Origin of the sequence: Sodalis sp. C49, assembly GCF_046352915.1 — a bacterium.
Taxonomy (GTDB): Bacteria; Pseudomonadota; Gammaproteobacteria; order Enterobacterales; family Enterobacteriaceae; genus Acerihabitans.
This window is the reverse complement of sequence record NZ_CP163303.1, coordinates 4,631,362-4,655,734: the sequence shown is the minus strand read 5'-3', so window position 1 is coordinate 4,655,734 and position 24,373 is coordinate 4,631,362. Positions and strand designations below refer to the sequence as shown.

General features: G+C 57.1%; 25 protein-coding genes, 1 tRNA gene and 2 pseudogenes. 14 read left to right on the top strand and 14 right to left on the bottom strand.

Going from position 1 to position 24,373, the window contains the following annotated elements; translation table 11 throughout:
- Positions 1–28 precede the first annotated feature (28 nt).
- Together ABUK12_RS21050 and ABUK12_RS21045 are read left to right on the top strand one after the other, a co-directional pair.
- Entirely contained in the window at positions 29–1,114 is a 1,086-nt protein-coding gene (locus ABUK12_RS21050; protein WP_410013637.1) for an ABC transporter substrate-binding protein, read from the top strand.
- Positions 1,114–2,430, top strand: a complete 1,317-nt coding sequence (locus ABUK12_RS21045) for an acyl-CoA thioester hydrolase/BAAT C-terminal domain-containing protein (RefSeq protein WP_410013636.1) — start codon at positions 1,114–1,116, stop codon at positions 2,428–2,430. Before ABUK12_RS21050 ends, ABUK12_RS21045 begins: the two co-directional genes overlap by 1 nt.
- A 24-nt stretch (positions 2,431–2,454) precedes the next feature.
- Here the strand turns inward: ABUK12_RS21045 and ABUK12_RS21040 are convergent, their stop codons facing one another.
- Positions 2,455–3,096, bottom strand: coding sequence for an HD domain-containing protein (locus ABUK12_RS21040; protein ID WP_410013635.1), 642 nt, complete (start codon positions 3,094–3,096; stop codon positions 2,455–2,457).
- A 135-nt stretch (positions 3,097–3,231) separates the two neighbouring features.
- Between ABUK12_RS21040 and ABUK12_RS21035 the strand changes: the two genes are divergently transcribed.
- A complete protein-coding gene (locus tag ABUK12_RS21035; protein ID WP_410013634.1) occupies positions 3,232–4,197 on the top strand; it encodes a GlxA family transcriptional regulator in 966 nt (321 codons plus the stop codon).
- Positions 4,198–4,401: 204 nt separating this feature from the next.
- Positions 4,402–5,250 carry a hypothetical protein gene (locus tag ABUK12_RS21030; RefSeq protein WP_410013633.1) on the top strand — a complete coding sequence of 283 codons (849 nt, stop codon included), beginning with the start codon at positions 4,402–4,404 and terminating at the stop codon, positions 5,248–5,250.
- A gap of 160 nt (positions 5,251–5,410) precedes the next feature.
- Here the strand turns inward: ABUK12_RS21030 and psiE are convergent, their stop codons facing one another.
- Entirely contained in the window at positions 5,411–5,809 is a 399-nt protein-coding gene (gene psiE, locus ABUK12_RS21025; protein WP_410013632.1) for a phosphate-starvation-inducible protein PsiE, read from the bottom strand.
- A gap of 248 nt (positions 5,810–6,057) precedes the next feature.
- A complete protein-coding gene (locus ABUK12_RS21020) occupies positions 6,058–6,489 on the bottom strand; it encodes an OsmC family protein (protein ID WP_410013631.1) in 432 nt (143 codons plus the stop codon).
- Positions 6,490–7,058: 569 nt separating this feature from the next.
- On the opposite strand from ABUK12_RS21020, the gene ABUK12_RS21015 reads away from it, so the two are divergent.
- Positions 7,059–8,885 (top strand): methyl-accepting chemotaxis protein, encoded by a 1,827-nt coding sequence (locus ABUK12_RS21015; RefSeq protein ID WP_410013630.1) that lies wholly within the window; start codon positions 7,059–7,061, stop codon positions 8,883–8,885.
- 15 nt (positions 8,886–8,900) lie between these two features.
- On the opposite strand, the gene ABUK12_RS21010 is transcribed toward ABUK12_RS21015, so the two are convergent.
- Complete coding sequence (locus tag ABUK12_RS21010; protein WP_410016736.1) at positions 8,901–9,638, bottom strand: SDR family oxidoreductase; 738 nt, start codon at positions 9,636–9,638, stop codon at positions 8,901–8,903.
- Positions 9,639–9,779: 141 nt separating this feature from the next.
- Here ABUK12_RS21010 and ABUK12_RS21005 point away from each other — a divergent pair, with 141 nt between their 5' ends.
- Positions 9,780–10,688: a cupin domain-containing protein gene (locus ABUK12_RS21005; RefSeq protein ID WP_410013629.1), complete on the top strand. Its 909-nt coding sequence runs from the start codon at positions 9,780–9,782 to the stop codon at positions 10,686–10,688.
- Here the strand turns inward: ABUK12_RS21005 and ABUK12_RS21000 are convergent, their stop codons facing one another.
- Positions 10,689–11,174, bottom strand: coding sequence for an RcnB family protein (locus ABUK12_RS21000; protein WP_410013628.1), 486 nt, complete (start codon positions 11,172–11,174; stop codon positions 10,689–10,691).
- A gap of 148 nt (positions 11,175–11,322) precedes the next feature.
- Here ABUK12_RS21000 and ABUK12_RS20995 point away from each other — a divergent pair, with 148 nt between their 5' ends.
- The 6 genes from ABUK12_RS20995 (at position 11,323) to ABUK12_RS20970 (ending at position 15,760) form a co-directional block, all read left to right on the top strand.
- Positions 11,323–11,688 (top strand): hypothetical protein, encoded by a 366-nt coding sequence (locus ABUK12_RS20995; protein WP_410013627.1) that lies wholly within the window; start codon positions 11,323–11,325, stop codon positions 11,686–11,688.
- On the top strand, positions 11,688–12,248 hold the full coding sequence (locus tag ABUK12_RS20990; protein ID WP_410013626.1) for an RNA polymerase sigma factor: 561 nt from the start codon (positions 11,688–11,690) through the stop codon (positions 12,246–12,248). The genes ABUK12_RS20995 and ABUK12_RS20990 overlap by 1 nt, the downstream gene beginning before the upstream one ends.
- Before the next feature lie 124 nt (positions 12,249–12,372).
- Complete coding sequence (locus ABUK12_RS20985) at positions 12,373–13,005, top strand: TetR/AcrR family transcriptional regulator (protein WP_410013625.1); 633 nt, start codon at positions 12,373–12,375, stop codon at positions 13,003–13,005.
- 233 nt (positions 13,006–13,238) lie between these two features.
- Positions 13,239–13,880 carry a TetR/AcrR family transcriptional regulator gene (locus tag ABUK12_RS20980; protein ID WP_410013624.1) on the top strand — a complete coding sequence of 214 codons (642 nt, stop codon included), beginning with the start codon at positions 13,239–13,241 and terminating at the stop codon, positions 13,878–13,880.
- Positions 13,881–13,919: 39 nt separating this feature from the next.
- Entirely contained in the window at positions 13,920–15,092 is a 1,173-nt protein-coding gene (locus tag ABUK12_RS20975) for a TCR/Tet family MFS transporter (RefSeq protein WP_410013623.1), read from the top strand.
- A gap of 152 nt (positions 15,093–15,244) precedes the next feature.
- Positions 15,245–15,760 (top strand): ClbS/DfsB family four-helix bundle protein, encoded by a 516-nt coding sequence (locus ABUK12_RS20970; RefSeq protein ID WP_410013622.1) that lies wholly within the window; start codon positions 15,245–15,247, stop codon positions 15,758–15,760.
- Between the two features lie 224 nt (positions 15,761–15,984).
- Here ABUK12_RS20970 and ABUK12_RS20965 read toward each other — a convergent pair.
- Together ABUK12_RS20965 and ABUK12_RS20960 are read right to left on the bottom strand one after the other, a co-directional pair.
- A pseudogene (locus ABUK12_RS20965) lies at positions 15,985–16,254 on the bottom strand (type II toxin-antitoxin system RelE/ParE family toxin); the annotation flags it as partial.
- Between the two features lie 32 nt (positions 16,255–16,286).
- Positions 16,287–16,571 carry a damage-inducible protein J gene (locus ABUK12_RS20960; protein WP_410013621.1) on the bottom strand — a complete coding sequence of 95 codons (285 nt, stop codon included), beginning with the start codon at positions 16,569–16,571 and terminating at the stop codon, positions 16,287–16,289.
- On the opposite strand from ABUK12_RS20960, the gene ABUK12_RS20955 reads away from it, so the two are divergent.
- Complete coding sequence (locus ABUK12_RS20955; protein WP_410013620.1) at positions 16,564–16,782, top strand: hypothetical protein; 219 nt, start codon at positions 16,564–16,566, stop codon at positions 16,780–16,782. The genes ABUK12_RS20960 and ABUK12_RS20955 overlap by 8 nt on opposite strands.
- A gap of 411 nt (positions 16,783–17,193) precedes the next feature.
- A complete protein-coding gene (locus ABUK12_RS20950) occupies positions 17,194–17,511 on the top strand; it encodes a hypothetical protein (protein WP_410013619.1) in 318 nt (105 codons plus the stop codon).
- A 43-nt stretch (positions 17,512–17,554) separates the two neighbouring features.
- On the opposite strand, the pseudogene ABUK12_RS20945 reads toward ABUK12_RS20950, so the two are convergent.
- The 7 genes and pseudogenes from ABUK12_RS20945 to xerD form a co-directional block, all read right to left on the bottom strand.
- A pseudogene (locus ABUK12_RS20945) lies at positions 17,555–17,746 on the bottom strand (DUF6538 domain-containing protein); the annotation flags it as partial.
- Between the two features lie 87 nt (positions 17,747–17,833).
- Positions 17,834–17,907 (bottom strand) — tRNA-Gly (locus ABUK12_RS20940).
- A 223-nt stretch (positions 17,908–18,130) separates the two neighbouring features.
- A complete protein-coding gene (lysS, locus tag ABUK12_RS20935) occupies positions 18,131–19,651 on the bottom strand; it encodes a lysine--tRNA ligase (protein ID WP_410013618.1) in 1,521 nt (506 codons plus the stop codon).
- Between the two features lie 9 nt (positions 19,652–19,660).
- Positions 19,661–20,759, bottom strand: a protein-coding gene (gene prfB, locus ABUK12_RS20930) for a peptide chain release factor 2 (protein ID WP_410013617.1) whose coding sequence is annotated in 2 segments (ribosomal slippage) — positions 19,661–20,683 and positions 20,685–20,759 — 1,098 coding nt in all. Because the reading frame shifts where the segments join, the coding sequence is not laid out codon by codon here.
- A gap of 85 nt (positions 20,760–20,844) precedes the next feature.
- Positions 20,845–22,581: a single-stranded-DNA-specific exonuclease RecJ gene (recJ, locus tag ABUK12_RS20925; RefSeq protein ID WP_410013616.1), complete on the bottom strand. Its 1,737-nt coding sequence runs from the start codon at positions 22,579–22,581 to the stop codon at positions 20,845–20,847.
- Between the two features lie 5 nt (positions 22,582–22,586).
- On the bottom strand, positions 22,587–23,291 hold the full coding sequence (gene dsbC, locus ABUK12_RS20920; protein WP_410013615.1) for a bifunctional protein-disulfide isomerase/oxidoreductase DsbC: 705 nt from the start codon (positions 23,289–23,291) through the stop codon (positions 22,587–22,589).
- Between the two features lie 79 nt (positions 23,292–23,370).
- The gene (gene xerD / locus ABUK12_RS20915; RefSeq protein ID WP_410013614.1) at positions 23,371–24,285 is read right to left on the bottom strand and encodes a site-specific tyrosine recombinase XerD; all 915 of its coding nucleotides are present in this window, start codon (positions 24,283–24,285) and stop codon (positions 23,371–23,373) included.
- Positions 24,286–24,373 lie beyond the last annotated feature (88 nt).

The following is a 24,373-nucleotide window of genomic DNA, read 5'->3' as shown; positions in this document are numbered from 1 at the left end:
TGATGACATTAACGAGGCTCGCTATTTCATGACACAACGTGGTTATTTATTCAGCACTTTTTTTTGCCTGGCGCTAAGTGCGGCGGCCCAGGCTGAAGAACAGATTATCGTGGGATTGAATATTCCCCAAACCGTGGTCGACGGCAGTATTTATAGCGCCGCCGATAAGCTGGGTTACTTCCGCGCGGAAAACCTGGCGGTGAAAACCATCGTTTTCCAGGGCGCCGGCGCCCTGCTGCCGCAGGTTAACAGCAAAAAAATCGATATCGGCTTTCCGATGCCGGAGCCGGTGCTGGCGTCCTATGCCCCCGGCAAACAACCCTTGCCGGTACAGTTTTTCTATAACGCCCGGCCTTCCGGCGGCATGGAGCTGGCGGTATTGGACAGTTCGCCCATCAAGACCCTGGCCGACCTGAAAGGGAAAAAAATCGGCGTCGGCGCCCTGACCTGGGCTTCGATTCCGCAAACCCGCGCCGTGCTGGCCAACCAGGGACTGAATCCGGATAAAGACGTGCAGATCGTGGCCACCGGCGCGCTCGGCGCCGGCTTCCTGGCGTTAAAGGAAGGCCGCGTCGACGCGCTGAACTTTAACCAGAGCTGGCACGACATGCTGGAGCAAAGCGGCACTAAAATCCGCCGGTTGTCCTATCCGGCCGAATTTTCCGCGATGGTGGGCAATGGCTTTATCGCCCATAACGATACCCTGCGCGATCGCCGCGCCATGCTGGTGGGTTTTGGCCGCGCCATCACCAAGGCCACACTGGCGTGTGAGGCCAATCCCGGCTTCTGCGTCCAGACATTCTGGCAGGCGCAGCCGGAATTAAAACCGGGCGCCGAGGTCTACCAGGCCAGGCTGAAAGACGCGGTATTCCTGTTGGAACGCCGGTTAAAACGCACCCTTTACACACCTGAGGGTCAGCCGGTGGTGCCGGGACGATACGATATCGACGCCATTGCCCGCTATGTCGCCTTGATGCATGACGCCGGTGAGTTGGACGTGGCCAGCGTACCGCTGGATAAGATTTTCACCAACGCGCTGGTCGGCGATATTAATCATTTCGATAAACAGGCCGTACAGCAACAGGCCCGCGTGGCCAAAATGGAGGAGAATTGATGATGCCGCTGACACTGACCGTTACCCCGGCCATCGCCTTGGTGGATGAACCGCGCCGCATCCGTCTCCATGGCCTGCGCCCCGGCGCCACGGTTGAGATTGAAGCCACATCCCGCACCGGCGATGGCGCGGCCTGGCGCAGTTACGCGCAATTTATCGCGGCGGATGACGGCACGGTGGATTTGCAGCATGATGCGCCGGTTGCCGGTGATTACCGGGGCGTAGACGGCCAGGGATTACTGTGGTCGCAGCGGCAGGTTTCCCCGCCGACCGGCGCCGCCGGTCATCCGGCGGTTATCGCGCCGGTCACCGTGCATCTGCGCGCAACGGGACGCTCCGCCGGGGTGGATGCCGCACCTGTCCATGCCGACGCGCAAATGGTGCAACAGTTTAGCGCCGATAACGTCGCCTATCGGCCGATTGAAGAGCAGGGCCTGGTGGGCGCGCTCTATACGCCTGGCACGCCGGGGCCGCATCCGGTGGTTATCTACCTCAACGGATCCGGCGGCGGCATCAATCATCAGCGCGCCGCGTTATGGGCTTCCCGCGGCTATGCGGCGCTGGCATTGGGGTACTTCGGCGCGCCGGGCCTGCCGTCGCATATCTCCGCCACGCCGCTGGAATATTTCGCCGACGCCCTGGCCTGGGTACACGAGCGGCTGCGGCCGCGCAAGGGTTTTGTCGCGGTCAGCGGGCAGTCGCGCGGCGGGGAATTATCCCTGCTGCTGGCCGCCACCTTTCCCGAACGGGTGTCCGCCGTGATCGCCTATGTTCCCAGTTCGGTAACGCACGGCGTACTGGCGGCGGGACGCCCGGGTGAAAGCCGCTTCGCGCCCTGCTGGGTTTACCAGGGCAAGCCGCTGCCGATTGTCTGGCATGGAAACGACGCGCAGGCATGCTGGCGCGAAATCGACAACGCCCCGCAGCCGCGGCGCCAGGCGGCGGCGTTTGTCCACGCCCAGCGGAATACCGCCGCGGTGGAAGCCGCGCGCATCCGGGTGGAAAATATGCGCTGCCCGGTGCTGTTGATTTCCGGCGGCGACGATGGATTCTGGCCGTCCACCGACTACTGCCGCCATGTGACCAGGACGCTTAACGATCACGCCTATCCTTACCCCGTTCAGCACCTGGATTATCCCGACGCCGGCCACGCCATTGCCACGCCGTATGTGCCGGCCACGGTTATCGATAAGCCCCATGCGGTATCGGGCATTATCATGGCCGCCGGCGGCACGCCCGCCGCCAATGCCCACGCCTCGGCGGATTCGTGGCACCACAGCCTGGCGTTTATGGCAAAACTGACGCAAAGCCGCTGATCAACTCGCCGCCTTGCGCGGCGGTTACCCTTTCCAGCGCGACGCGCGGATAAGCGCGCAAAAGTCGCCGGGCATAAAACCCGGTTCCTTATCGGCAATCACATCGGCTTTAACATTGCCGAAGGTGGTGTCCGGCTTATGCTTAATGCCGTCATAAAACGCCTGGATAATGTCTTCTTTAAACGCCGGCGTGCGCGGATGCTCGGCCACCACCTGTTCCCGCACGTCTTCCGGGTAGGACGCATAGTTAATGCCCAGTACATCCATCTCCACGCCGGCGGTGACCAGGGCGATTTCCGGCGCCATAAACTCCGGCACCCCCGGCGTGGTATGCAGGGCGATGGCGGTCCAGACCTTATCGATATCCGCCTGGCCGACACCGTACCGGCGCAGGAAATCGCGCGCCGCATCGGCGCCGTCCACCTCAAAACGCTTATCGCAGCTGCAGTGCTCCCGTGTCAGCCCCATGTCGTGGAACAGGCAGCCGATATACAACAATTCTTGATCGACGCGAAGGCCGCGCTGCCGCCCGGCCAGCGCCCCCCAATAATAGGTGCGGCTGGAATGATGAAACAGCAGATCGGATTCGGTGTCGCGCACCAGCTCCGTTGCTTCGCGCGCCATTTTGCTGTCGGGCACGCTGATACCGTTGATGCTGAAAGCCATGGTGATTACCTCCGGTTAATTGACCTGACCAGGGTAATGGCTCATGCTCAGTGTCTTCAATCACCGTATTACGACGATTTGAGACAAAACGCTGACCGGTGCCATGCAATAACCCATTGAGGTACGGAATAGGATATGCGTAAAGAAATAGTCTGCCTCGCGCTGCCCGGCGCGCAGCTACTGGATATTTCCGGGCCGCTGGACGTGTTTGCCGAGGCGAACGCCATCCTGGGGCGCGTGGTTTACCGTATGCGGGTCATGGGGCTGGATCAGCAGATCGTTACCTCATCCTCGGGAGTAAAAATCGTCCCCGACCTGTCGTTGCGGGAGACGCTTACCGGGCCGCTGGATAGCTTCCTGGTGGCGGGCGCGCCGGCGGCGGCGGGCGTTAATCTGGATGCGCACAGCCTGGCGGCGCTGGCGGCCTGCTGCCGGCAAAGCCAGCGTTATGGCTCGGTATGCACCGGCGCGCTGGTGCTGGCGGCTACCGGATTAATGGATGGCTTCCGGGTCACCACCCATTGGGCGGTATGCGGGGAACTGGCGCGCCGCTACCCCGGCGTGCGGGTCAATGGCGATGAAATCTATATCTGCGACGGCCCGCTGCGCACGGCGGCGGGCGTAACGTCCGGTCTGGATCTGGCGCTGCGGATGGTGGAAGAGGATCTGGGCCGCGAGGTGGCGCTGGCGATCGCCGCCAACCTGGTGATGTTTTTCACCCGCCCGGTCGGCCAAGGGCATTTCAGCCGCAGCGGCCGCGCCTCGCTGGCCGGCAGATCGTCCTTGCAGGATATGCAGCGCTGGGCCGTCGCCCATCTCGATGAGGTGAAAAAGGTGAAAACCCTGGCCGATCATATGCAGCTCAGTACCCGGCATTTTACGCGTCTCTTCCAGGAGGCGCTGGGAGTGGCGCCGGCGCGCTGGCTGGAGCAGGAGCGGGTGGCCAAAGCGCGCGACCTGCTTGAATCCAGCCGTCTGGCGCCGAAGGAAATCGCCGCCGCCTGCGGTTTTTCCAGCGTGGATATTCTGCGGCGCGCCTTTTTACGGCGGCTGAAAACCACGCCCACGCAATATCGCCGCTATTATATCGGCCTTGATTGAGCGCAAGGGCAAACCCGCCTGCGCGCGGCCACACCAACGTCGCTACCGCCTAATCAACACGCCTGGCAAGTCCTCCGGGGCAATCTCCTACAAAATTTCAAAGAATAGCGTTCAATCTCTGTACTGATTAAGCGCTTTATCAAAGACACCGGTGATTTATTATACCCACACTCTTTTTATCAGGTGAAACTCAACGGCGGGCGCATGAACAATATCAATTCAACATCCTCTTCCTCCGATACCGCCATAAATGATGTCGCCGCCGCTCGGCAAGCCGGGCCGTTCAATCCGGCATTCGGCTTAAGCGTAACCAATGTCCCGCGGCCCTTTACCGCAATGCGCAGCCCCATACTCCGCCACCAGGAAGGTCCCCCGGCAAAAATCCATAAACCAAACTTCGCCGATGGTGATAATACCCCCGGCAAGGGAAACCCAGGTTTCGCCTGTCGTTCATATGAATGTTTAAAACAAGAACTGCATAAAAAATATTATGATATAAGCGTTTTGCTGCCGCATGAAAAACACCTTTATCTGCCGATTTTGCTCGACGGCGATAGCGGGACGATAGAACTGCTCAAAAATACCACCCTTATCGATGATAGTGATAACCCTGCTTTAAACTTTCACGCGGCATCCGGCAGGCTGTCCATTACAACTGTCACAGATAAAGATGATAATGAATTTAACGATATCCCGTTAAAACTGATGGACCAAATAAATATGCATTATCCTATATTAGGTAATAATTTCTATGCATCTTATTATTGTGAGCCAAATAAAAAGCAAAAAATGTATAAACTGATATTCCCTAAGAAAAATTTTACGGGGGAAAATTTTTATCTGACGTTGGAATGCGCAAATACGGTATTTAATGCCGCATCGATCAATAAAAAATTTTATATTTCATTGGTTATAATGCATTTAAGTAACTATCTAAAGCACGCCGGCTTGCCTGAGCTTAATCATGATGTTATTGACAAATTATTGCAGGGATATCCGTCATTGGCCAATAGCGGCAAGGGGATTTTGCAATGCTTAGCGGCCTATTACTGAAGGCTCCTTGCCCTACCCTCGCCCACCAATGCGCCATGGCGCGTTTTTATCATGTAAAAGCAGGCCGGATGATGTCCGGCGCCGGCACGTTTTCATCCAGGCGACGATCGCCAGGCTTGGGGGAAGCGCTAATCATGGGCAGTCCGCATCACTGACGGGGCTATTCGCGCTTAAGCCGGTTACTGTTGACCAGCCACAGCGTTACCACCAGGATTAATATGGCGGCCGAATAATACAGCGTGTCCTGCGGATCTTTATGATCGACGATAATCAGGCGGATAATCGCCGTGATGCCGATATAGACAAAGTAGCGCAGCGGAAAGTGATACCCGGACTGGAAATACTTCACAATCAGGGCGATAAACTCAAAATACAGAAAATAAATGACGATGCCTTCAATCATCTGGTAGTAAGACGCCAGTTCGCCGTTTACCAGCAACACCCTGGCCAGAAGAACGGTTTCCTTACCCATAAAAACGATCAGGATCGCCGCCAGGAACAGCAGGCCGATATTCAGGATCATTTGCAGCACGGTCGCTATACGCATACCGGTAATCATACCCATACCTCGTCGTGATAGTTTCCTTACGGAAAGACCGGTAAGCATAGCATGATTTTTGTGATGAATATCACATTAAACCAGCGCATCCGGGTACTTGCCTTCAGGCGAGTAAAGGAAGAGCAAGGGGTTTGGCGGCGCGGCGAAACGCGGTATGCGGCGTAGGGAGGGGAAACCCACTGCGTGGTAAAGCGGTGGCGCAAACCCCGCCCTGATAGACGGGGTGCGGATCAGGTCGTGCTGCCGATTCAGTTTTTTAACTGGTAGGTCAGCGTAATGTCAGCCTTTAGGACCTTGGACACCGGGCAGTTTTCTTTTGCCTGCTGGATAATGGCGTCAAATTCCTGTTTATCGATCCCTGGCACTACCACGCTGCTGTCCAGGGCGATTTTAGTGATGCCGTAGCCGCCGCCCACCTTATCAAGGGAAACATCGGCTTTGGTATCAATACTCTGCGCAGTATATCCCTTCTCGCCCAGCATCAAGGATAGCGCCATGGAAAAACAGGCCGAGTGGGCGGCGCCGATAAGCTCTTCGGGATTGGTGCCGGGTTTGCCTTCAAAGCGGGTATTGAAGCCATAGGGTTGCTGGCTTAAGGCGCCGCTTTCCGTGGAGATGGTGCCCTTACCCTGCTTGATATCGCCTTCCCAATGTGCCTGTCCGTGTTTATGAATAGTCATCTGCATCCTCCTGTTTGTTACCCATAGGCTTTTAGTATAGCTACTCTTGCCGGAGGTGGGGAAATCCCAGGCCAATGCGGTCGGGTAGGCGACGTGACATCCACCCGGTTTATTTTTTCGCTCTTTTGTGAAAGCGGCTATTCTATTTCCGCCATGCGGCAGGCGAAAAATAGATGCCCTGTTATTTTATTAAAAAAATAGCGGTAATTATTTCCCAACGTTCATTTGCAATCGGTAAGCCGAGGCATTACCCGTCAAGATTGAGTCATCATCATCTCTTGGACAGTTGCACTATTTTTTTCAGGCATCCGCATATCAGCACGGGCAAAAGACAAAATTTGGGCTTAACGCCATCACGCAAAGCACAGGGTGGCATGAGCGAATCCCCATAATTTCCACAACAACCGCCCTACCGCCGCCGCACCACTCCGCATCGATATTTTTACTGTCCATTCGCTCATTCCGCGGAAAATAACCTAAAGAAGCGGAAAAATTTGCCGATAGCTACGCAGGACATTTATCTCAGGTATTACACAGTTTGATTTGTGACATTTATATGGGAAACAGAAATGACAAGTTTAATAAGTAAAATAAATAGCATTAAAGTGTCACATAAACTTTTTTTAGGCTTCGGCATTGTCTTATTACTGGTCGTTATTGCATCAGGCCTTAGTGTTCAACGCTTCAAGGAAATTCGCGATATTTATGAAAAGACCAATCTGGTTTATAATATAAATATTGATGTTTTCCAGGTTAAAGTCAACCGCGTTAAATACCTTTACTCGTCCGACGACGCGGTGCGTAAAGTCATGGCCGGCTTTATCGATGACGCCGCCGCGCTCACCCACCAAGCCCAGGCACTGTCATGGGATAAAGAATCGATGGCAAGCCTGGATAGCATTGCCCTTTATCTGGGAGATTTTAATAAATCTCTGGAAAACATGGGTGTTTTTTCCAAAAAGATGGTTGCCATCCGCGCCCAGCTGGACGATCTCCATAACCAGGACGCCATAGGCCCCTTTAAAACCGCCTTGCTAAACCAGACGTTTGGCACCGATATGGATAATCAACTCAATGATTTTGTATTAGCCTTTATTTTAATTAAAGACAACTCCTTTAATTTGCAATTAAAAGGCACCGATGAGGCATTAGCCTTGCTGCAAAAAAATTATGCGGATGCAGAGAAAAAATATAACGACTTAGCGATCAGCCTCGCACCGGAAAAGAAGCCTGACCTGGATGCTTTTTGGAGCTACTTTGGCAAGTATAAAGATATCAGCCAGAATTACTATGCCGATTATAAGGATTTAAATGCGGCGGAAAATGGCGTAAAGCTTGCCGGCGATAAGAGCAGCGCTGCGGTCAAAGTCATTATTAATATCGTGAAAGAAAAAAATGACGCGCTGGCGTATGGTTCTTCAAGCATGACCATTATCATCGGCCTGATTGCGGTGGTCTTCGGTATTCTCGTCTCCTGGTATATCACCCGGCAGATTACCCGGCCGGTGCTGAAAAATCTCGCGGTTGCCGAGCGCATTGCCGACGGCGATCTCACCGCGTCGATAACGCCTGAAAGTCATGATGAACTGGGCCAGCTTACCGCCGCCATGGCGCGCATGAACGCCAAACTGCGCACCATCATTTCCGATGTGCGCGACAGCGTCGGCACCGTGGCCTCGTCGGCGGCCAAAATCGCCACGGGCAATACCGACCTGTCTTCCCGCACCGAGCAACAGGCCGCCGCCGTGGTCGAGACCGCCGCCAGCATGGAAGAGCTTACCTCAACGGTGAAAAACAACGCCGACAACGCCAGACATGCCAGCCAGATCGCCGGCGAAGCCACCCACAATGCCCATCAAGGCGGCGAAGTGATGAAAAATGTCGTCAGGACCATGGACGACATCTCCCTGAGTTCGAAAAAAATCACCGATATTACCGCCGTCATCAACAGCATCGCTTTCCAGACCAATATCCTGGCGCTTAACGCGGCGGTGGAAGCGGCGCGCGCCGGCGAGCAGGGCCGTGGGTTCGCGGTGGTGGCCAGCGAAGTACGCAATTTGTCGCAACGCAGTTCGCAGGCGGCGAAAGAGATCGCCACCTTAATAGGCGAGTCCGTCTCGCGCATTGACGTGGGCACCAAACTGGTGGCCCAGGCCGGCGATACCATGGAGCAAATCGTCGCCTCGGTTTCGCGCGTCAACGACATCATGGGCGAGATTTCCTCGGCCTCGGAGGAGCAAAGCCACGGCATCGAACAAATCGCCCGGGCGATCAGCGAGCTGGATACCACGACCCAACAGAACGCCGCTCTGGTCACCGAGTCCTCGCTTGCCGCCAACACGCTGGAAGACCAGTCGGCGGTGCTGGAGGAACTGGTTGCCAGCTTCCGTTTATAGCGGCCGCCTTGCGGGTTAACCCTGCGCGGTGGGACGCACGATAATCTCGCCCACATCCACATCGGCGGGCTGTTCAATGGCAAAGGCGATGGCGCGCGCTATCGCCTCAGGCGCAATGCCGAACGTGTTCATGGACTCTTCGATCCGGGCCTTGACGGCCGGATCGGTGATGGTCTGCGCAAAGTCGGTACGCGTCATACCGGGAGAGATGACCGTGACCCGCAGCGTTTCCCCCGCCTCTTGCCGCAGCCCTTCGGAGATGGCGCGCACCGCCATTTTCGTGCCGGCATAGACCGCCATGGTCGGTACGATACGATGCGCGGCGGTGGACGCGGTGTGGACAAAATGGCCGAAACCCTGGGCGCGGAACACCGGCAGCGCGGCGGCAATACCATACAACACGCCCTTGATATTAATATCGATCATCGCCTCCCAGTCGTCTACCTTCAGTTCGTCGAGAGGTGAAATCGGGCCCACGCCGGCGTTGCCGATCAAAACATCCAGCTTGCCATACCGTTCGCACGCCAGGTCGACAATACGCGCCACATCGTCGCGCCGGGTGACATCGGTTTGCAAACAGGCCGCGTCGCCCCCCTCGGTTCGTATACGGGTTGCCAGCGCCGCCAGCCGCTCCGGCCTGCGCGCGCCCAGCACCACTTTAGCGCCGCGCGACGCCAGCAGCAGCGCGGTCGCCGCGCCGATACCGCTGCCCGCGCCGGTAATAATCACCACTTTACCGTTGATTTGCGACATGAATACGCCTCCACCTAATTCGCCATCAAAATCGGCGCGGCCTTGCCGGGCCACGCCGGGGACAGAAGGCATCATGGCGCCCGCCGGCCGATTAATCTATAATCAATTCCCCGCTATTTATCATCGATCGTACGGAATGTTATGGACCCGTTGTCGGATGTGTTTTCCCTGTTGAAAGCTAAAAGCCTACTTTCGGCGCGCATTGAGGTGCACGGTCCCTGGGCGATGCGTTTCTCCGGCCTGAGCCATATCAAATTCGCTGGCGTGTTGGAAGGATCATTCTGGCTGTGGAGTGAAGACGGCATGCCGCCCGTGCATATCATGACCGGTGATTTTTATTTGCTGACGCGCGGCCAGGACTATTGCACCGGCAGCGATCCCACGCTGGCGCCGGTTGATGGCCGGGAGGCCCTGGCGAAAAACCTTGGCGCAGACGGTATCGCGCGTTATGGCGACAGCGGCGAGAAGGTGAGCGCGGCGGGCGGACGTTTTATTTTTGCGCACGACACCGGCACCCTGTTATTGAAGCTACTGCCGCCGGTGGTTCATGTGCCGGCGGCGTCAGCCAGCGCCGCGCCGCTGCGCGCGGTGCTGGAACTGCTGCGCATCGAGACCGAAGCCTCACGCCCGGGGGCCGCGGTGGTGGCCACCAATCTCGCCAATATGGTGCTCATCCAGATCCTGCGGGCGCACCTGGGGTCGGGTATGCAAGCGCCCGGCTGGCTGGGCGCCCTGGCCGATCCGCAGATCGGCGCGGCGCTGGGCCTGATGCACGCCGATATCGCCCGCCGCTGGACCGTGGGGGAACTGGCGGCCAGGGTCGCCATGTCGCGCACCACGTTCTCGCAGCATTTCAGGCGGCTGGTCGGGGTGCCGCCGCTGCAATATCTTATCGAGTGGCGCATGGCGGTGGCGGGCGACGCCCTGCGGGCCGGCAAAAGTCTGGCGGCGGTGGCGGACAGCGTCGGTTACGGTTCCGATACGGCATTTAGTTCGGCGTTTACGCGCACCACCGGCCAAAGGCCGGGGCGTTACCGGGCACAAAGGTAGTCAGTTATTACTGAAAAAGATATCGCCCGATTCGGCTTTGAGAATTTTGCCGGTGTCATTGGTGATCAGAAGGTAATTGCCGCTGGCATAAGTCCAGTGGCTATTCTCTACCGGAGCGGGTAAATGGCGCTTTTGCCATTCGACAATTTCATACTGCTTGGTGAGGTATTTAGCCGGTACCGTATCGCCGATTTGATGCTCTTTATCATCGATAATGATTTTATTGAGCTCGTAGGACGGGGGCGCGGCGGGCTGGGGCTGCGTAAGCTCCGGTTGGGGTTGCGTAAGCTGCGGCTGCGCCGAATCCGATTGCGCGGGTGCCGGCGCCTGTTCAGGCTGCGCCGGCTCCTGCTGCGGTTGTACCTGTTCCTGCTGCGGCGCAACGGCATCCTGCTCGCCTTCCGCCCGTACGGGGGAAACCAGGCTGAGGCTGCCGGCCAGTAATCCCGCCGTAAAGAGTAAAACTTGAGTCCTGCTGCGCATCATGTCTCCCGCTGTAAATGCTGTTTTATCAAAATACTTACACTACAGACAATACGGAAGGTAGTGTTGTTCCGTACATGGGTCGCGCACGGCAAATATTTTCGCCGCTGATTCGTCTACCTCTGTATCTGAACAATGTGGAGTAGACAACATGAGAGATCGTAAGTTAAAGATATTGGTTATGGCCGTTGTGGCTATCCTCGCGGTTACCACGCTGGTCATGCTGCTGTGGAACGCGCTGCTGCCGGTAATATTCGGCGTAAAGAGCATTGGCTTTTTCCAGGCGCTGGGGCTGCTTATCCTCTGCAAAATCCTGTTTGGCGGTTTTGGCGGCCGGGGCATGTTCGGCCGCCGGGGCCAGGAAATGCGTGCGCGCTGGATGGCGATGAGCCCCGAGGAACGCGAGGCGTTTATTAAACAGCGCGGCATGGGCCACCGGCAGGGTCCCTGGCATGGCCACTGCCATCCTAGGGATCGGGGCAATGAACCGCGCGCCGACGATAACGGCCAGGCATAATGACTAACGCCGCGGACCGGCGCCACGATCTGCTGGCCGCGCTGCGCGGCTGCCAGCAGCGGCTGCGGGCGTTTATTGCCGGGCGCACCGGTAACGTCGCCGATGCGGAAGATGTGTTCCAGGAGATAAGCTATCAGCTGATCAAGGCCGATAGCTATCTTCATCCCATCGAGCAGGTCGCCGCCTGGCTGTATCGCGCCGCGCGCAATGAGCTTATCGACCGGTCGCGTAAAAAGCGCGAATTATTGCTATCCGACGATATGGACCAGGAATGGCCCGCCGGCGAGGAACTGGGCGAACTGCTGTTTAATGCGCAAAGCGGCGCCGAGGACACCTATCTGCGCGAGCTGGTATGGCAGGAGTTGGAACTGGCGCTGGCGGATATGCCGCCCCAGCAGCGCGAGGCGTTTGAAAAGACCGAACTTCAGGGCTACTCCTTTAAGCAGCTGGCCGATGAGACCGGGATCGCCGTCGAAACCCTGCTGTCGCGCAAACACCAGGCGGTGCTGTTCCTGCGCCTGCGCCTGCAGGTGCTTTATGAAGCGGTAACCGGTGCCTGAGCAGGCTGAAAATAGCCTGCCGTTATGGTCTCTCCGGCGCCCGGATCTCAAGGCGTTGTCCCTCTCTGCCGCGGCTCGAGGTATACTCAGTACATATACATACGCTGATAAGGTCCATTCGCCAATGCCATCCGACCGTCGTTCCCGTAAGCGCCTTGCCATGCGGCAAGCCATCTCCAATGCCGCCACGCGCCTCTTCATGGAACGGGGCTTCGATCGGGTGACGGTGGATGAGATCGCCTCGGCCGCCGACGTCGGGAGGATGACCGTGTTCAATCACTTTCCCCGCAAGGAGGACATGTTCTTCGATCGCGACGAGGAGGGCCGTGAACTCTTGCGCGACGCTTTGCGGCGCCGCGATCCCCAAGTCTCTCCCATCGAGGCGCTGCGCCTGCTCGCGCACCGGCTGGTGGCGGAACAAAGCCCCTATGTCGAATTTTCCGCCGGGAGCGAACGCTTCATGGCGACCATCGAGGGCAGCGAAACCCTTAAGGCCCGGGCGCGCGGAATACGCGACGAGATAGCGCAGGTGGTGACGCAAGCGCTATGCGCATGCGTGGGGCGGGACCCCGCCGATCCCGCCGCTCATCTGGCGGCCGGCCTGCTCCTGGCCACCTGGACCGTGGCCTTCATCCAGGCTCACCGGGTCTTTCGCCACCATCGGGACGCAGAGGAAGCGCAGGCCGCCTTTCTCGCTCTTATCGATCGGGGAACCCTCGGCCTGAACGCCGCCATGGCGGGCACGCCTTACGCCTGAGCGAACGGCTGCTCCCTGCCCGCTACATTCACCGGTGGCCCATCATATAATAACCTCCCGTCGGTCCGCCGGCTGCGGGGGCCGCCGCCCCAATCGCCCCTCCGCGCTGTCGGCCGCCAAAAATGGACGTGATTAAAAATTTTACTGGACTTAATTTTATGATGATCATAAAATTTTACCAGACATAAAAATATGCCATAATAATAGAGACACGACCACCCGGGAGCGGACAAGTGAACATCAACGGTAAAGCGGAAGGGTTGCGTGAGCAAAAAAAACGCATCACGCGCCAGCAGCTATCAAACACCGCGACGGAACTCTTTATTAAACATGGATTTGATAATGTCACTGTTACGGATATTGCCATCGCTGCAAACGTTTCTAAGATGACGGTATTTAACTACTTCCCGCGCAAGGAGGCGCTTTATTTCGATCGCATTGACGAGATCCATCAATTATTACAAAGCGCTATCGACCGCCATCACGCGCTTTCGCCGGTGGCGGCATTACGAACCCTGGCCGCTGAACTGGTCGAACAGGAACATCCGTTAGTCAGGATGGATAAGGGTGTTGCCGACTTTTGGAGGGTGGTCGCGGAAAGCCCATCACTGCGCGTTTATGCGCTTGAGCAGTTTGAAATACTGGTACTGACGCTGAGCAATATCCTGTCCTCGCGCATCAACGCGCAAAATAATGATCCCGCGGCCAGCCTTATCGCCGTCATCGTGCTGAATACCTGGCGTATCGCATTCCAGGAAGCGCTGAGCCACCAAACAACGTTATCAATCAAAGATAGGCGGCAGGTATTCCTTGGTCTCCTTGAGCGCGGCTTTCATGCCGCCGAAGCGGCTGCACAGGGAACCCCCTATGTGTAAACCGTGGGGAACGGCGCTTGCCAGCCTGATGTTGCCGCCATGGTGAAGCAAACGCTGAGCGTTATTTTTATTACCATTTGGCTTGACGCTATTGGCATCGGCATCATATTTCCTATTCTTCCGCGCCTTCTCGAAGATGTCATGCATACGGCGGACATCTCGCCTTACATCGGTATTATGGCGGCGCTTTATGCGCTTATGCAGTTTATTTTCGCCCCCTTTCTCGGCGCATTAAGCGATAATTTCGGCAGGCGCCGAATATTGCTGATTTCTCTTTCCGGCGCGGTGATCAACTACTTGATAATGGCTTTCTCCACCCAGCTTTGGATGCTGCTGGCCGGGCGGGCGATAGCCGGCCTCACTAGCGCGAATATAGCGGTCGCTATGGCCTGGCTGACTGATATAACCCCGCAACACAAACGCGCCCGGCGTTTTGGGTTATTTAATGCCATGTTTGGCGCTGGCTTCATCATCGGGCCGATTCTAGGCGGGTGGCTCGGCGACTACGGATTACGGCTCCCCTTCCTCGTTGCCGCCGGACTGAACACCGGTAACTTTCTGCTGGCGTTAACTGTCCTGAAAGAGTCCCGCACCCCGGCAAACCGGAAAATGAATTTGTCTGAATTTAACCCGCTCAAGCCGTTGCGCTGGTTATCCGCCTCTAAAGGGCTTTTGATTGTCACGCTGGTTTTCTTTTTCTTAAGCGCCACCGGCGAGGTTTATGGAACCTGTTGGGCGCTGTGGGGGCAGGATATGTTTCACTGGAATGGGTTGTGGATTGGCCTGTCCCTGGGCACGTTCGGAGTATGCCAGACACTGGCGCAAGCATTTTTGCCCGGCCCTGCCAGCCGGCTGCTTGGTGAACGCGGCACTATCCTTGCCGGCATAGCCTGCTCATGCCTGGCATTGATTATCCTGTCCATAAGCAACCAGAGTTGGATGGTGTTCGCGATTATGCCGCTTGTGGCTCTTGGCGGCATCGGCACGCCAGCCCTCCAGGCATTGGCTACCCATCAGGTTAACGCTGACCAACAAGGACAGCTTCAGGGCATATTGGCCTCGGCTGTCAGCCTGGCGTCTATTGTGGCTCCGCTGATTTTCTCGACCTTATACTTTCTGGTCCGGACATGGTGGCCCGGCGCCATCTGGATTTCAGTCATTATCATTTATGCGTTCGCGGTACCTTTGATATATCGCTGCGCCCGCACATAACGTAAGCGTGTGGCCAGCGACCGACACTGCAAAATAAGAATTGATCAGCTTAACAATAAGATTTACTCACACTTTCCTCGAAAGTGTTCGCATAAGTACCCCCGCCTTTGCCAAACTACCTTGATACCCCAACAACTGGAGAGGGAATTCTGATGGGTGTGCCGCAAACTAAATCGGAACTTCTGTTAGCCATCGACAAAAACTACAATAAATTATCAGGTTACCTCGCATCCATTCCGCCAGAATTAGCCTCGGAGGCATCCATGGAAGGGCATGCAAAAGGCTCTGTTATGAGTGTTTGCAATCTTGTCGCCTACCTAGTTGGCTGGAATAGATTAGTTATCAAATGGATAACGCGTGACGAAGCAGGACAGCCCGTCGATTTCCCGGAAAAAGGTTACCAGTGGAACCAGCTTGGTCTTCTCGCCCAAAAGTTTTATCACGACTATGGCGATGTGGATTTAGACTCGCTAAAAAACCAACTGCAGGAAGCTAAAAACGAAATCGTTGAATCTATCAATAAGCGATCTGACGATGATCTGTATGGAAAAGCGTGGTATGGCAAATGGACAATGGGAAGAATGATTTCTCTCAATACGTCTTCACCCTACGCCAACGCCTGCGGCAGGTTAAGAAAATGGGCAAAGGAAAATAACCTTAAGCTGTGAGGGAAGCTGGCGGAAAAATTGACTGCGAAAAAGCAACAGTCCCAGGTTTGGCAGCGTCCCTCTCAGCCATAGCGTTTAAAAACGTCGGCGACGGCAAATCAGTTCTTATACGGGCGTTATTGTTGACTTCGGAACGCCATAATCTGCCGCCGGCCCCGCATAGTGCACTTAAGCCGGCGCGCCTCTTGTCCTTCACCGGAGTGCGCCGGACTGCAGAGAGCGGACTAATGTTGTTGGTATCGACTCGTTATCTTTGGTGACATATGCAGAACACGCAAGATAAGCACGATTTTGATTTCGACGGCATACACCATAATAAACGGTAGCCTTGGCATGATAAGTTTGCGCTGATTGTCTTTTTTTCCCGCCAGCACCCCTGCCAGTGGCGTTTCTTCCAACAACGTTGCCATGGCAGTGAACCTTTCATCTACTATGGTGGCAACGTCCATTCCGGCTTCCCGGTAGAGGTAGGCATAGATAGATTCCCGATCTGCCTGTGCTTGTTTTCCCTATTGCGCCACTGATGTCACAGCTTTCCCTGCATGGCTAGTTGTTTGAGTTTGTCCATTCGAGCATGCATTTCTTCATTACTGATGAACTCGACTTGACCGGCTTCATAACTGTCGAACGCCTCTTCTATTAGCTTCTCATGGCAGTATTCATGTTCATGGCTCTGATACTCACGCTCTTCCTCCGCCAGTTCTTCCGCGCGTTGACGCATCAGCTCCGTCAGACTCACTTTATGTCTTTCCGCCGCCTGCGTCGCCAGACGCTTGGTATCGTCATCTATCCGGAAGTGGATTGTGCTCATTGTGACCCCCTCGCATGGCGTCATCTATGGTGTCATTTGTGTTGTCATTGTGTACACGACCCCTTTCGGTGTCATTTTCTTACTTTCCGCCCGCATCATCATCAAGCAAGTCGACCAGCAGCCCGGTGTCTTCATCAGCCTCAGGCGGATCGCCGTTCGCCTGCTCCGCCGGGTGCGTCGCCGCATGCACCGCCTGCAACGCCCCCGGTAGCTGTCAACGAAGTCGACACCCTTATTCGTTTTTATGCCGCAGTTTTCAGCCCGGTTTCTGGCTTATCCGGATTCAGCATCGCTATCGATCATTGGTCGGTGTTTTTATTGCCTCCGGCTCCGGTCTTCCCTCTATTCTGGCTTGGTTTCGCCAATTATAAAGGATAACTTCCGATATCCATTCCTATTGTGCAAGTGCGGTGACGGTCATGTTGTAAGGAGGAAGTAACTTGGCCAAAACTGCGGCTTTACGTTCCGGTGAATAGCGTTTCATATCAGGCTCCGTTGCCCCCCTTGGGATTTTCAGTATGGGGTGTCAACTACCCTGCCAGAAGGGGGGTGCCGGAAAACGGTGGTTTGTTGGCATTAGATTGATTATTCTCAGCATATCAACTCACCAACGAGATGCTTTATGGCTGGAATATTCTACGTTAACGGAATTGACACAAAAGCGTGTTATCAAGGAACAGGGAGGCTTGCTGGCAAAGTTCTCATCATCTCTGCCAATGCTCAACCATTTGGAAAACATGATCTTTATTGTGATCTTTCGAACCCAACTAATTCAAAGTGTTACTATTATCAAACCAGCCCGCAACCGGAACCAGTAAAAGCACACATAACAATTACATCGCTGGATGAAAACTTTATCGAGTTGATTTGGACTGAAAATTCAACCAGATGGGAAATCGAGGGAGAGCTATCAGGTTCTGTTGCCCTTAACAATGCATAGCGACCTCAAACGTTACATGTAGTGCTTTCAAAATATGAACGCTGAACTCTTCCAGAGACGCATACCACTTCTCCAGCAAACGCGTGGCGATCGTTCTGGCATTTGCAAGGCGGGTTGTGCGGGTAGACGCATGAATTTCGCGCTGCCCTATCAGGGCACGGTAACGAGCAGGAACGGTTATTCTTAGAACGTAGATCCCGCTGGAACGTCGATAGAGATTATCACGCTGAGCCATTGGCTGTATCACTCCGTTGTAGGAGGATCACGAGTCTCATCACGTATGATTGAAAAAGCAAGACGAATTAATACGTTAAGGAAGTTTTGGAGCGGGTGAAGGGAATCGAACCCTCGTATGCAGCTTGGGAAGCTGCCGTTCTACCATTGAACTACACCCGCACGGCCGCGCTCGGGGAAAGCGCGAGAGGCATTATAACCTTATGCCGGTGCCTGGCAAGCGGTGCGGCGATTAACTGCGTGAGTTTTAAGCGGTTATCCCTTAATAAAAAACGGCGCCCCGGGATGTTGGCGCGCAACCAACATTCAAGGCGCCGTTTAGCTGCTGCCTGCGGGGCGTTAAGCCCGCCGGCCCAGGTCATTGACCGGCTGGGGTACCGGCCCGTTATTTCTGCGGGCGCAGCGCCGGGAACAGGATCACGTCGCGGATGGTGTGGCTGTTGGTAAACAGCATCATCATACGGTCGATACCCACGCCCAGTCCCGCCGTCGGCGGCATGCCGTGTTCGAGGGCGATAACGTAGTCCTCGTCGTAGAACATGGCTTCGTCGTCGCCGGCATCCTTGGCGCTGGCCTGTTCGGCAAAACGCGCCGCCTGGTCTTCGGCGTCGTTCAGCTCCGAGAAGCCGTTGCCGATTTCGCGGCCGCCGATAAAGAACTCAAACCGGTCGGTGAAGAACGGGTTTTCATCGTTACGGCGCGCCAGCGGCGAGACCTCGGCCGGGTATTCGGTGATAAAGGTCGGCTGGATCAGGTGGCTTTCGGCGGTTTCTTCAAAAATCTCGGTCTGGATACGGCCCAGGCCCCAGCTTTTTTCGATCTTGATGCCGAGCGACGCGGCGATGGCGCTGGCCTGCTCCAAATCGTCCAGATGGGCGGCAACGGTTTCCGGGCGGTAATGGCAGATGGCTTCGCGCATGGTCATCTGGGTAAAGGGTTTGCCGAAATCAAAGGTCTGGTCGCCGTACTGTATTACGCTTGTGCCCAATACCCGCTCGGTCAGGGTGCGGAACAGTTCTTCCACCAGCACGATGAGATCGCGGTAATCCGCATAGGCCATATAGAGTTCCATCATGGTGAACTCGGGATTATGGCGCGGCGAGATGCCTTCGTTGCGGAAGTTGCGGTTGATCTCGAACACCCGTTCAAACCCGCCGACCACCAGGCGCTTGAGGTACAGTTCAGGCGCGATGCGCAGGAACATATCGATATCCAGCGCATTATGGTGGGTAATAAACGGCCGGGCGGCGGCGCCGCCGGGAATGCTTTGCATCATCGGCGTTTCCACTTCCATAAAGCCTTTATCCACCATAAAGCGGCGGATTTCCGCCATGATCTGCGAGCGCACTTTAAAGGTGTGGCGGGAGTCGTCGTTGGCGATCAGGTCCAGGTAGCGCTGGCGATAGCGGCTTTCCTGATCCACCAGGCCGTGGAATTTATCCGGCAGCGGGCGCAGGGCCTTGGTCAGCAGGCGCAGTTCTGTGCAGTGGATCGACAGTTCGCCGGTCTTGGTCTTGAAGACTTTGCCGCGCGCGCCGAGAATATCGCCCAGGTCCCATTTTTTGAACTGGTCGTTATACAGGCCTTCGGGGAGTTCGTCGCGGGCGACGTACAGCTGGATGGTGCCGCCGACGTCCTGCAGGGTCACAAAAGACGCCTTGCCCATGATACGGCGGGTCATCATGCGCCCGGCGATGCTGACCTCGAGCCCCAGTTCCTGTAGTTGTTCGTTGCTGTGTTCGTCATAGGCGGCATGCAGCGTATCGGACGTGGCGTCGCGGCGAAAATCGTTGGGAAAAGCATTGCCCTGCGCCCGCAGCAGCGCCAGTTTTTCACGGCGCGCCGCGAGTTCGTTATTGACATCCGTCGCCTGCGGGGCACCGCCCTGTGATTGTGATTCAGACATCTTGGTTCCTCATAGCCCGGCTTTAAGGCTTGCTTCGATAAATTTATCCAGATCGCCATCCAGTACCGCCTGCGTATTGCGTGTTTCCACGCCGGTGCGCAAATCCTTGATACGGGAATCGTCCAGGACGTAAGAGCGGATCTGGCTACCCCAGCCGATATCGGACTTGGTGTCTTCCAGCGCCTGCTTTTCGGCATTTTTCTTCTGCAGTTCAAACTCGTACAGCTTGGCCTTTAACTGCTTCATCGCCTGTTCTTTATTTTTATGCTGCGAGCGGTCGTTCTGGCACTGGGTGACGATATTGGTCGGCAAATGGGTAATACGCACCGCGGACTCGGTGCGGTTTACATGCTGGCCGCCGGCGCCGGAGGCGCGGTAGACGTCGATGCGCAGGTCCGCCGGATTGATTTCGATATCGATATCGTCATCCACTTCCGGGTAGGCAAAGGCGGAGCTGAACGAGGTATGGCGGCGGCCGCCGGAGTCGAACGGGCTTTTGCGCACCAGGCGGTGCACGCCGGTTTCAGTGCGCAGCCAGCCGAAGGCGTATTCGCCGATGACCTTGATGGTGACCGATTTAATGCCGGCCACTTCGCCATCGGATTGTTCGATAATTTCGGTTTTAAAGCCGCGGGCCTCGGCCCAGCGCAGGTACATGCGCAGCAGCATGCTGGCCCAGTCCTGGGCTTCGGTGCCGCCGGATCCGGCCTGGATATCCAGGTAGCAGTTGGCGCTGTCGTATTCGCCCGAGAACATGCGGCGGAACTCCAGCTGGGCCAGTTTGGCCTCCAGCTGATCGAGCTCGGCGATAGTGTCGTTAAGGGTTTCCTCGTCGTCTTCCTCCACCGCCAGTTCCAGCAGGCCGGACACGTCGTCCAGTCCGCGGGTCATCTGATCGATGGTGTCGACGATGGCTTCAAGGGAGGCGCGTTCCTTGCCTAAGGCCTGGGCGCGCTCGGGGTCGTTCCAGACATCGGGCTGTTCCAGGTCGGCGTTGACTTCTTCCAGGCGTTCGCGCTTGAGATCGTAGTCAAAGATACCCCCTGAGAACTTCCGTCCGTTCAGACAGGTCCTGGATGCGGTTTTTTACCGGATTAATTTCAAACATGAGTTCAGTTAGCTCGTAAAGAAAAGATAGGCATATAAGCCCGGTATTCTAACGGATCCGCACCCCGGTGTGTAGCATATTGCGCTTACAGCGGCCAGAGATGCTGGATTAATAATTGCACCGTGCGGTTGCCGCGATATTCGTTCACGTCCAGCTTGTAGGCGAGTTCCACCAGACGCACGCTGTTGTCGGGCCAGAGGGTGTTATCGACATTAAAGGCAATGCCGTCCAGCAGCGGGCCGCCGGCCACCGGCTCGACCATCAGCTTCAGGTGCTTGTCTCCCACCAGCTTTTGTTGCAGCACGCGGAATTTGCCGTCGAACAGCGGTTCCGGAAAAGCCTGGCCCCAGGGGCCGCCGTCGCGCAGGATTTCGGCGGTGGCCAGGGACAGTTCGCCGCCGCCCAGTTCGCCGTCGGACCAGATAATGCCGTCAAGCAGCGCCGGATCCAGCCATTCGTTGACCAGTTCGGCAAAACGCAGGCGAAAAGGCTCAAACTGCGAGGCGTCCAGGGACAGGCCGGCCGCCATGGCATGGCCGCCGAATTTCATGATCATGCCGGGATGCAGCGTATCGAGTCTTTCGAGCAGGTCGCGCATATGCAGGCCCGCCACCGAGCGGCCCGAGCCTTTCAGGATGCCGTCGCCCGCCGGGGCGAAGGCGATGACCGGGCGGTGGAAACGCTCCTTGATGCGCGAGGCCAGGATGCCCACCACGCCCTGGTGCCATTCGGCGTGATAGATAGCCAGGCCATAGGGCATTTCGTTTTGGTTCAGTTCCATCTGGCCGCACAGCGCCAGCGCCTCCACTTCCATGCCCTGCTCGATTTCGCGCCGGGTCTGGTTAAGGGCGTCCAGTTCCCCGGCAAGCCCGCGCGCCTGCGCCAGGTCGTCGGTCAGCAGCAGCGCCACGCCCACCGACATATCGTCCAGCCGGCCGGCGGCGTTGAGCCGCGGCCCGAGGGCAAAACCCAGATCGCCGGCGCTGAGCCTGGCGGTATCGCGGTTGGCGACCTCCGCCAGCGCCCGGATACCGGGACGGCAGCGGCCGGCGCGGATGCGGCTGATGCCCTGGTGCACGAGAATGCGATTATTGGCGTCCAGCGGCACCACGTCGGCAACGGTGCCCAGCGCCACCAGATCCAGCAGTTCGGCAAGCTTGGGCACCGGGATATTTTTTTGCGCAAACCAGCCGCTGTCGTTGAGCAGGGCGCGCAGCGCCAGCATCAGGTAAAACGCCACGCCGACCCCGGCCAGGGATTTAGAGGGGAAAGCGCAGCCGGCCAGGTTGGGATTAACGATGGCGTCGGCGTCCGGCAGGGTGTCCCCGGGCAGGTGGTGGTCGGTCACCAGCACCGGGATGCCGTGTTGATGGGCCAGATCGACCCCCGCATGCGACGAGATGCCGTTATCCACCGTAATGATAACCTCGGCGCGGCGCGCCAGCGCCTGCACCACCACCTCGGGGCTGAGGCCGTAGCCGTCCTCGAACCGGTTCGGCACCAGGAAATCCACATGGCCGGCGCCCATCTGCCGCAGCGCCATCACCATCAGCGCGGTGCTGGTGGCGCCGTCGGCGTCAAAATCGCCCACCACCATCAGGCGGCGTTCGTCAGCCAGGGCGCGTACCAGCAGATCCACCGCGCTTTCGATACCGTCCAGTTGCCCATATGCCAGCAGCCCCTTGACGCCGCGCTCCAGCTCGCCGGCGCCTTTGACGCCGCGCTGCGCATAAAGACGGCGCAGCAAAGGATGGATATCCAGTGCACGCAGTCCTTCGGCGCTTGCCTGCGGGCGGCGGCGCAGTTCGGTTTTGATTTTCACCGCCGTCAGCCGCCCGCCTGCTGCTGATCGAGCATCGCCGCCATTTCCTTCGGGCTTTGATAGCCCGGCACCATGGCGCCGTTGTCCAGCAGCACCGCCGGCGTGCCCTGGATGCCGTATTGCACGCCCAGCTGGTAATGTTTGCTGATATCGGTATTGCAGGCGGCGGCGGGCACCGGGTCGCCGTTCATGGCTTTATCAAAGGCGGCATTGGGGTTGGCGCTGCACCACACCGAGACCATGTCTTTTTCCGCCTGGGAATTGAGCCCCTGGCGCGGGAACGCCAGGTAGCGCACGGTAATGCCCAGCCCGTTGTAGTCTTTCATCTGCTCGTGCATCTTGTGGCAATAGCCGCAGGTGATATCGGTAAAGACGGTAATGACATGTTTTTGCTGCGGCGCTTTATAGACGATCATCTGGTTTTGCAGCGCGTCCAGCCGTTTGCCCAGCAGCTGGTTGGTCACATTGACCGGCTGGCTGCCGCCGACGTCGTACATCGGACCCTGGATGACGTGTTTGCCGTCGTCGGAGACATACAGCACGCCGCTTTCGGTCAGCACGGTTTTCAGCCCCGCCACCGGCGCGGGCTGGATTTCCGCTTGATGCACCCCCAGGCGCGCCAGGGAGTGCGTAATGGCGGCGTCATCGGCGCAGGCCAGGCGGGAAAGCGACAGCGCCGCAAAAGAAAGCAATACCAGGCTCGGTTTCATTGTCAGTCCTTATCTCTTGATCCTAAATGGGTCTTGTTGGTTTATGCCACGCAGGTGGTGATCAATACGTTAATCCCCGTCAGGCCCGGGGATGATGCTGCTGATGAATCAGTTTAAGACGTTCGGTTGCGACATGCGTGTAAATCTGGGTGGTAGACAGGTCGCTGTGGCCCAGCAGCAGTTGCACCACGCGCAGGTCCGCGCCGTGGTTAAGCAGATGCGTAGCGAACGCATGGCGCAAAACATGGGGGGAGAGCCGCTCGCTGTCGATACCCGCCAGGATCGCATAATGCTTGATGCGATGCCAGAAGGTCTGCCGGGTCATTTGCCGGCTGCGGTTGCTGGGGAACAAGACGTCGGCGCTCTGGCCGTTCATCAGCCAGGGACGGCCGTGCTCCAGGTAATATTCCACCCAGTATACCGCCTCCTCGCCCAGGGGCACCAGCCGCTCCTTGTCCCCTTTGCCGGTAACCCGCACCACGCCCTGGCGCAGGCTGACATCGCTCATGGTCAGGCCCACCAGCTCTGAAACGCGCAGGCCGGTGGCGTAAAGCACCTCCAGCATCGCCTTGTCGCGCACTTCGATGGGCTGGTCCAGCACCGGCGCGTTGAGCAGCGCGCCGACCTGGTCCTCGCTGAGCCCCTTGGGCAGGCGCTGCGGCAGCTTCGGCGCCGCCAGCGCGGCGCTGGGGTCGTCGTCGCGCGCTTTTTCACGGTACAGGTACTGGAAAAAGCGCCGCATGGCGCTAAGCAGGCGGGCGGAGCTGGTGGCCTTATAGCCGTGCTCCAGGCGGTCGGCCAGGAACGCTTGCAAATCCGCCGCGCCGGCGGTTTGCAGGTCCGTCTGGCGGGCGGCCAGCCAATCGGCCAGGGCCTGCAAATCGAGACGGTAGGCCGACAGGGTGTTTTCGGCCAGGTTGCGCTCCAGCCACAGGGCATCGAGAAACTGCTCGATCCAGGGGTTGTTCGATCCTGGGTTATTCTGCTGCTGCATCTGGGCCCCCGGTGTTTTTCATGCCTGCATTATGCCTGATTACGCGGTGAATCTGGTACACTTGATGACATAGATTGAAGGTCAAGAG

Excerpts from the sequence above, each read along its gene's own strand:
- ABUK12_RS21040 (WP_410013635.1), bottom strand. The coding sequence starts at position 3,096 with ATGGCTTTCAGCATCAACGGTATCAGCGTGCCCGACAGCAAAATGGCG.
- ABUK12_RS21000 (WP_410013628.1), bottom strand. The coding sequence starts at position 11,174 with ATGATGCGCAGCAGGACTCAAGTTTTACTCTTTACGGCGGGATTACTG.
- ABUK12_RS20970 (WP_410013622.1), top strand. The coding sequence starts at position 15,245 with ATGGGTGTGCCGCAAACTAAATCGGAACTTCTGTTAGCCATCGACAAA.
- ABUK12_RS20975 (WP_410013623.1), top strand. The coding sequence starts at position 13,920 with ATGGTGAAGCAAACGCTGAGCGTTATTTTTATTACCATTTGGCTTGAC.
- ABUK12_RS20990 (WP_410013626.1), top strand. The coding sequence starts at position 11,688 with ATGACTAACGCCGCGGACCGGCGCCACGATCTGCTGGCCGCGCTGCGC.
- ABUK12_RS20985 (WP_410013625.1), top strand. The coding sequence starts at position 12,373 with ATGCCATCCGACCGTCGTTCCCGTAAGCGCCTTGCCATGCGGCAAGCC.
- ABUK12_RS21045 (WP_410013636.1), top strand. The coding sequence starts at position 1,114 with ATGATGCCGCTGACACTGACCGTTACCCCGGCCATCGCCTTGGTGGAT.
- ABUK12_RS20950 (WP_410013619.1), top strand. The coding sequence starts at position 17,194 with ATGGCTGGAATATTCTACGTTAACGGAATTGACACAAAAGCGTGTTAT.
- ABUK12_RS21015 (WP_410013630.1), top strand. The coding sequence starts at position 7,059 with ATGACAAGTTTAATAAGTAAAATAAATAGCATTAAAGTGTCACATAAA.
- ABUK12_RS20960 (WP_410013621.1), bottom strand. The coding sequence starts at position 16,571 with ATGAGCACAATCCACTTCCGGATAGATGACGATACCAAGCGTCTGGCG.
- xerD (WP_410013614.1), bottom strand. The coding sequence starts at position 24,285 with ATGCAGCAGCAGAATAACCCAGGATCGAACAACCCCTGGATCGAGCAG.
- ABUK12_RS21005 (WP_410013629.1), top strand. The coding sequence starts at position 9,780 with ATGGACCCGTTGTCGGATGTGTTTTCCCTGTTGAAAGCTAAAAGCCTA.
- ABUK12_RS21010 (WP_410016736.1), bottom strand. The coding sequence starts at position 9,638 with ATGTCGCAAATCAACGGTAAAGTGGTGATTATTACCGGCGCGGGCAGC.
- ABUK12_RS20995 (WP_410013627.1), top strand. The coding sequence starts at position 11,323 with ATGAGAGATCGTAAGTTAAAGATATTGGTTATGGCCGTTGTGGCTATC.
- dsbC (WP_410013615.1), bottom strand. The coding sequence starts at position 23,291 with ATGAAACCGAGCCTGGTATTGCTTTCTTTTGCGGCGCTGTCGCTTTCC.
- ABUK12_RS21020 (WP_410013631.1), bottom strand. The coding sequence starts at position 6,489 with ATGACTATTCATAAACACGGACAGGCACATTGGGAAGGCGATATCAAG.
- ABUK12_RS21030 (WP_410013633.1), top strand. The coding sequence starts at position 4,402 with ATGAACAATATCAATTCAACATCCTCTTCCTCCGATACCGCCATAAAT.
- psiE (WP_410013632.1), bottom strand. The coding sequence starts at position 5,809 with ATGATTACCGGTATGCGTATAGCGACCGTGCTGCAAATGATCCTGAAT.
- ABUK12_RS21050 (WP_410013637.1), top strand. The coding sequence starts at position 29 with ATGACACAACGTGGTTATTTATTCAGCACTTTTTTTTGCCTGGCGCTA.
- lysS (WP_410013618.1), bottom strand. The coding sequence starts at position 19,651 with ATGTCTGAATCACAATCACAGGGCGGTGCCCCGCAGGCGACGGATGTC.
- ABUK12_RS21035 (WP_410013634.1), top strand. The coding sequence starts at position 3,232 with ATGCGTAAAGAAATAGTCTGCCTCGCGCTGCCCGGCGCGCAGCTACTG.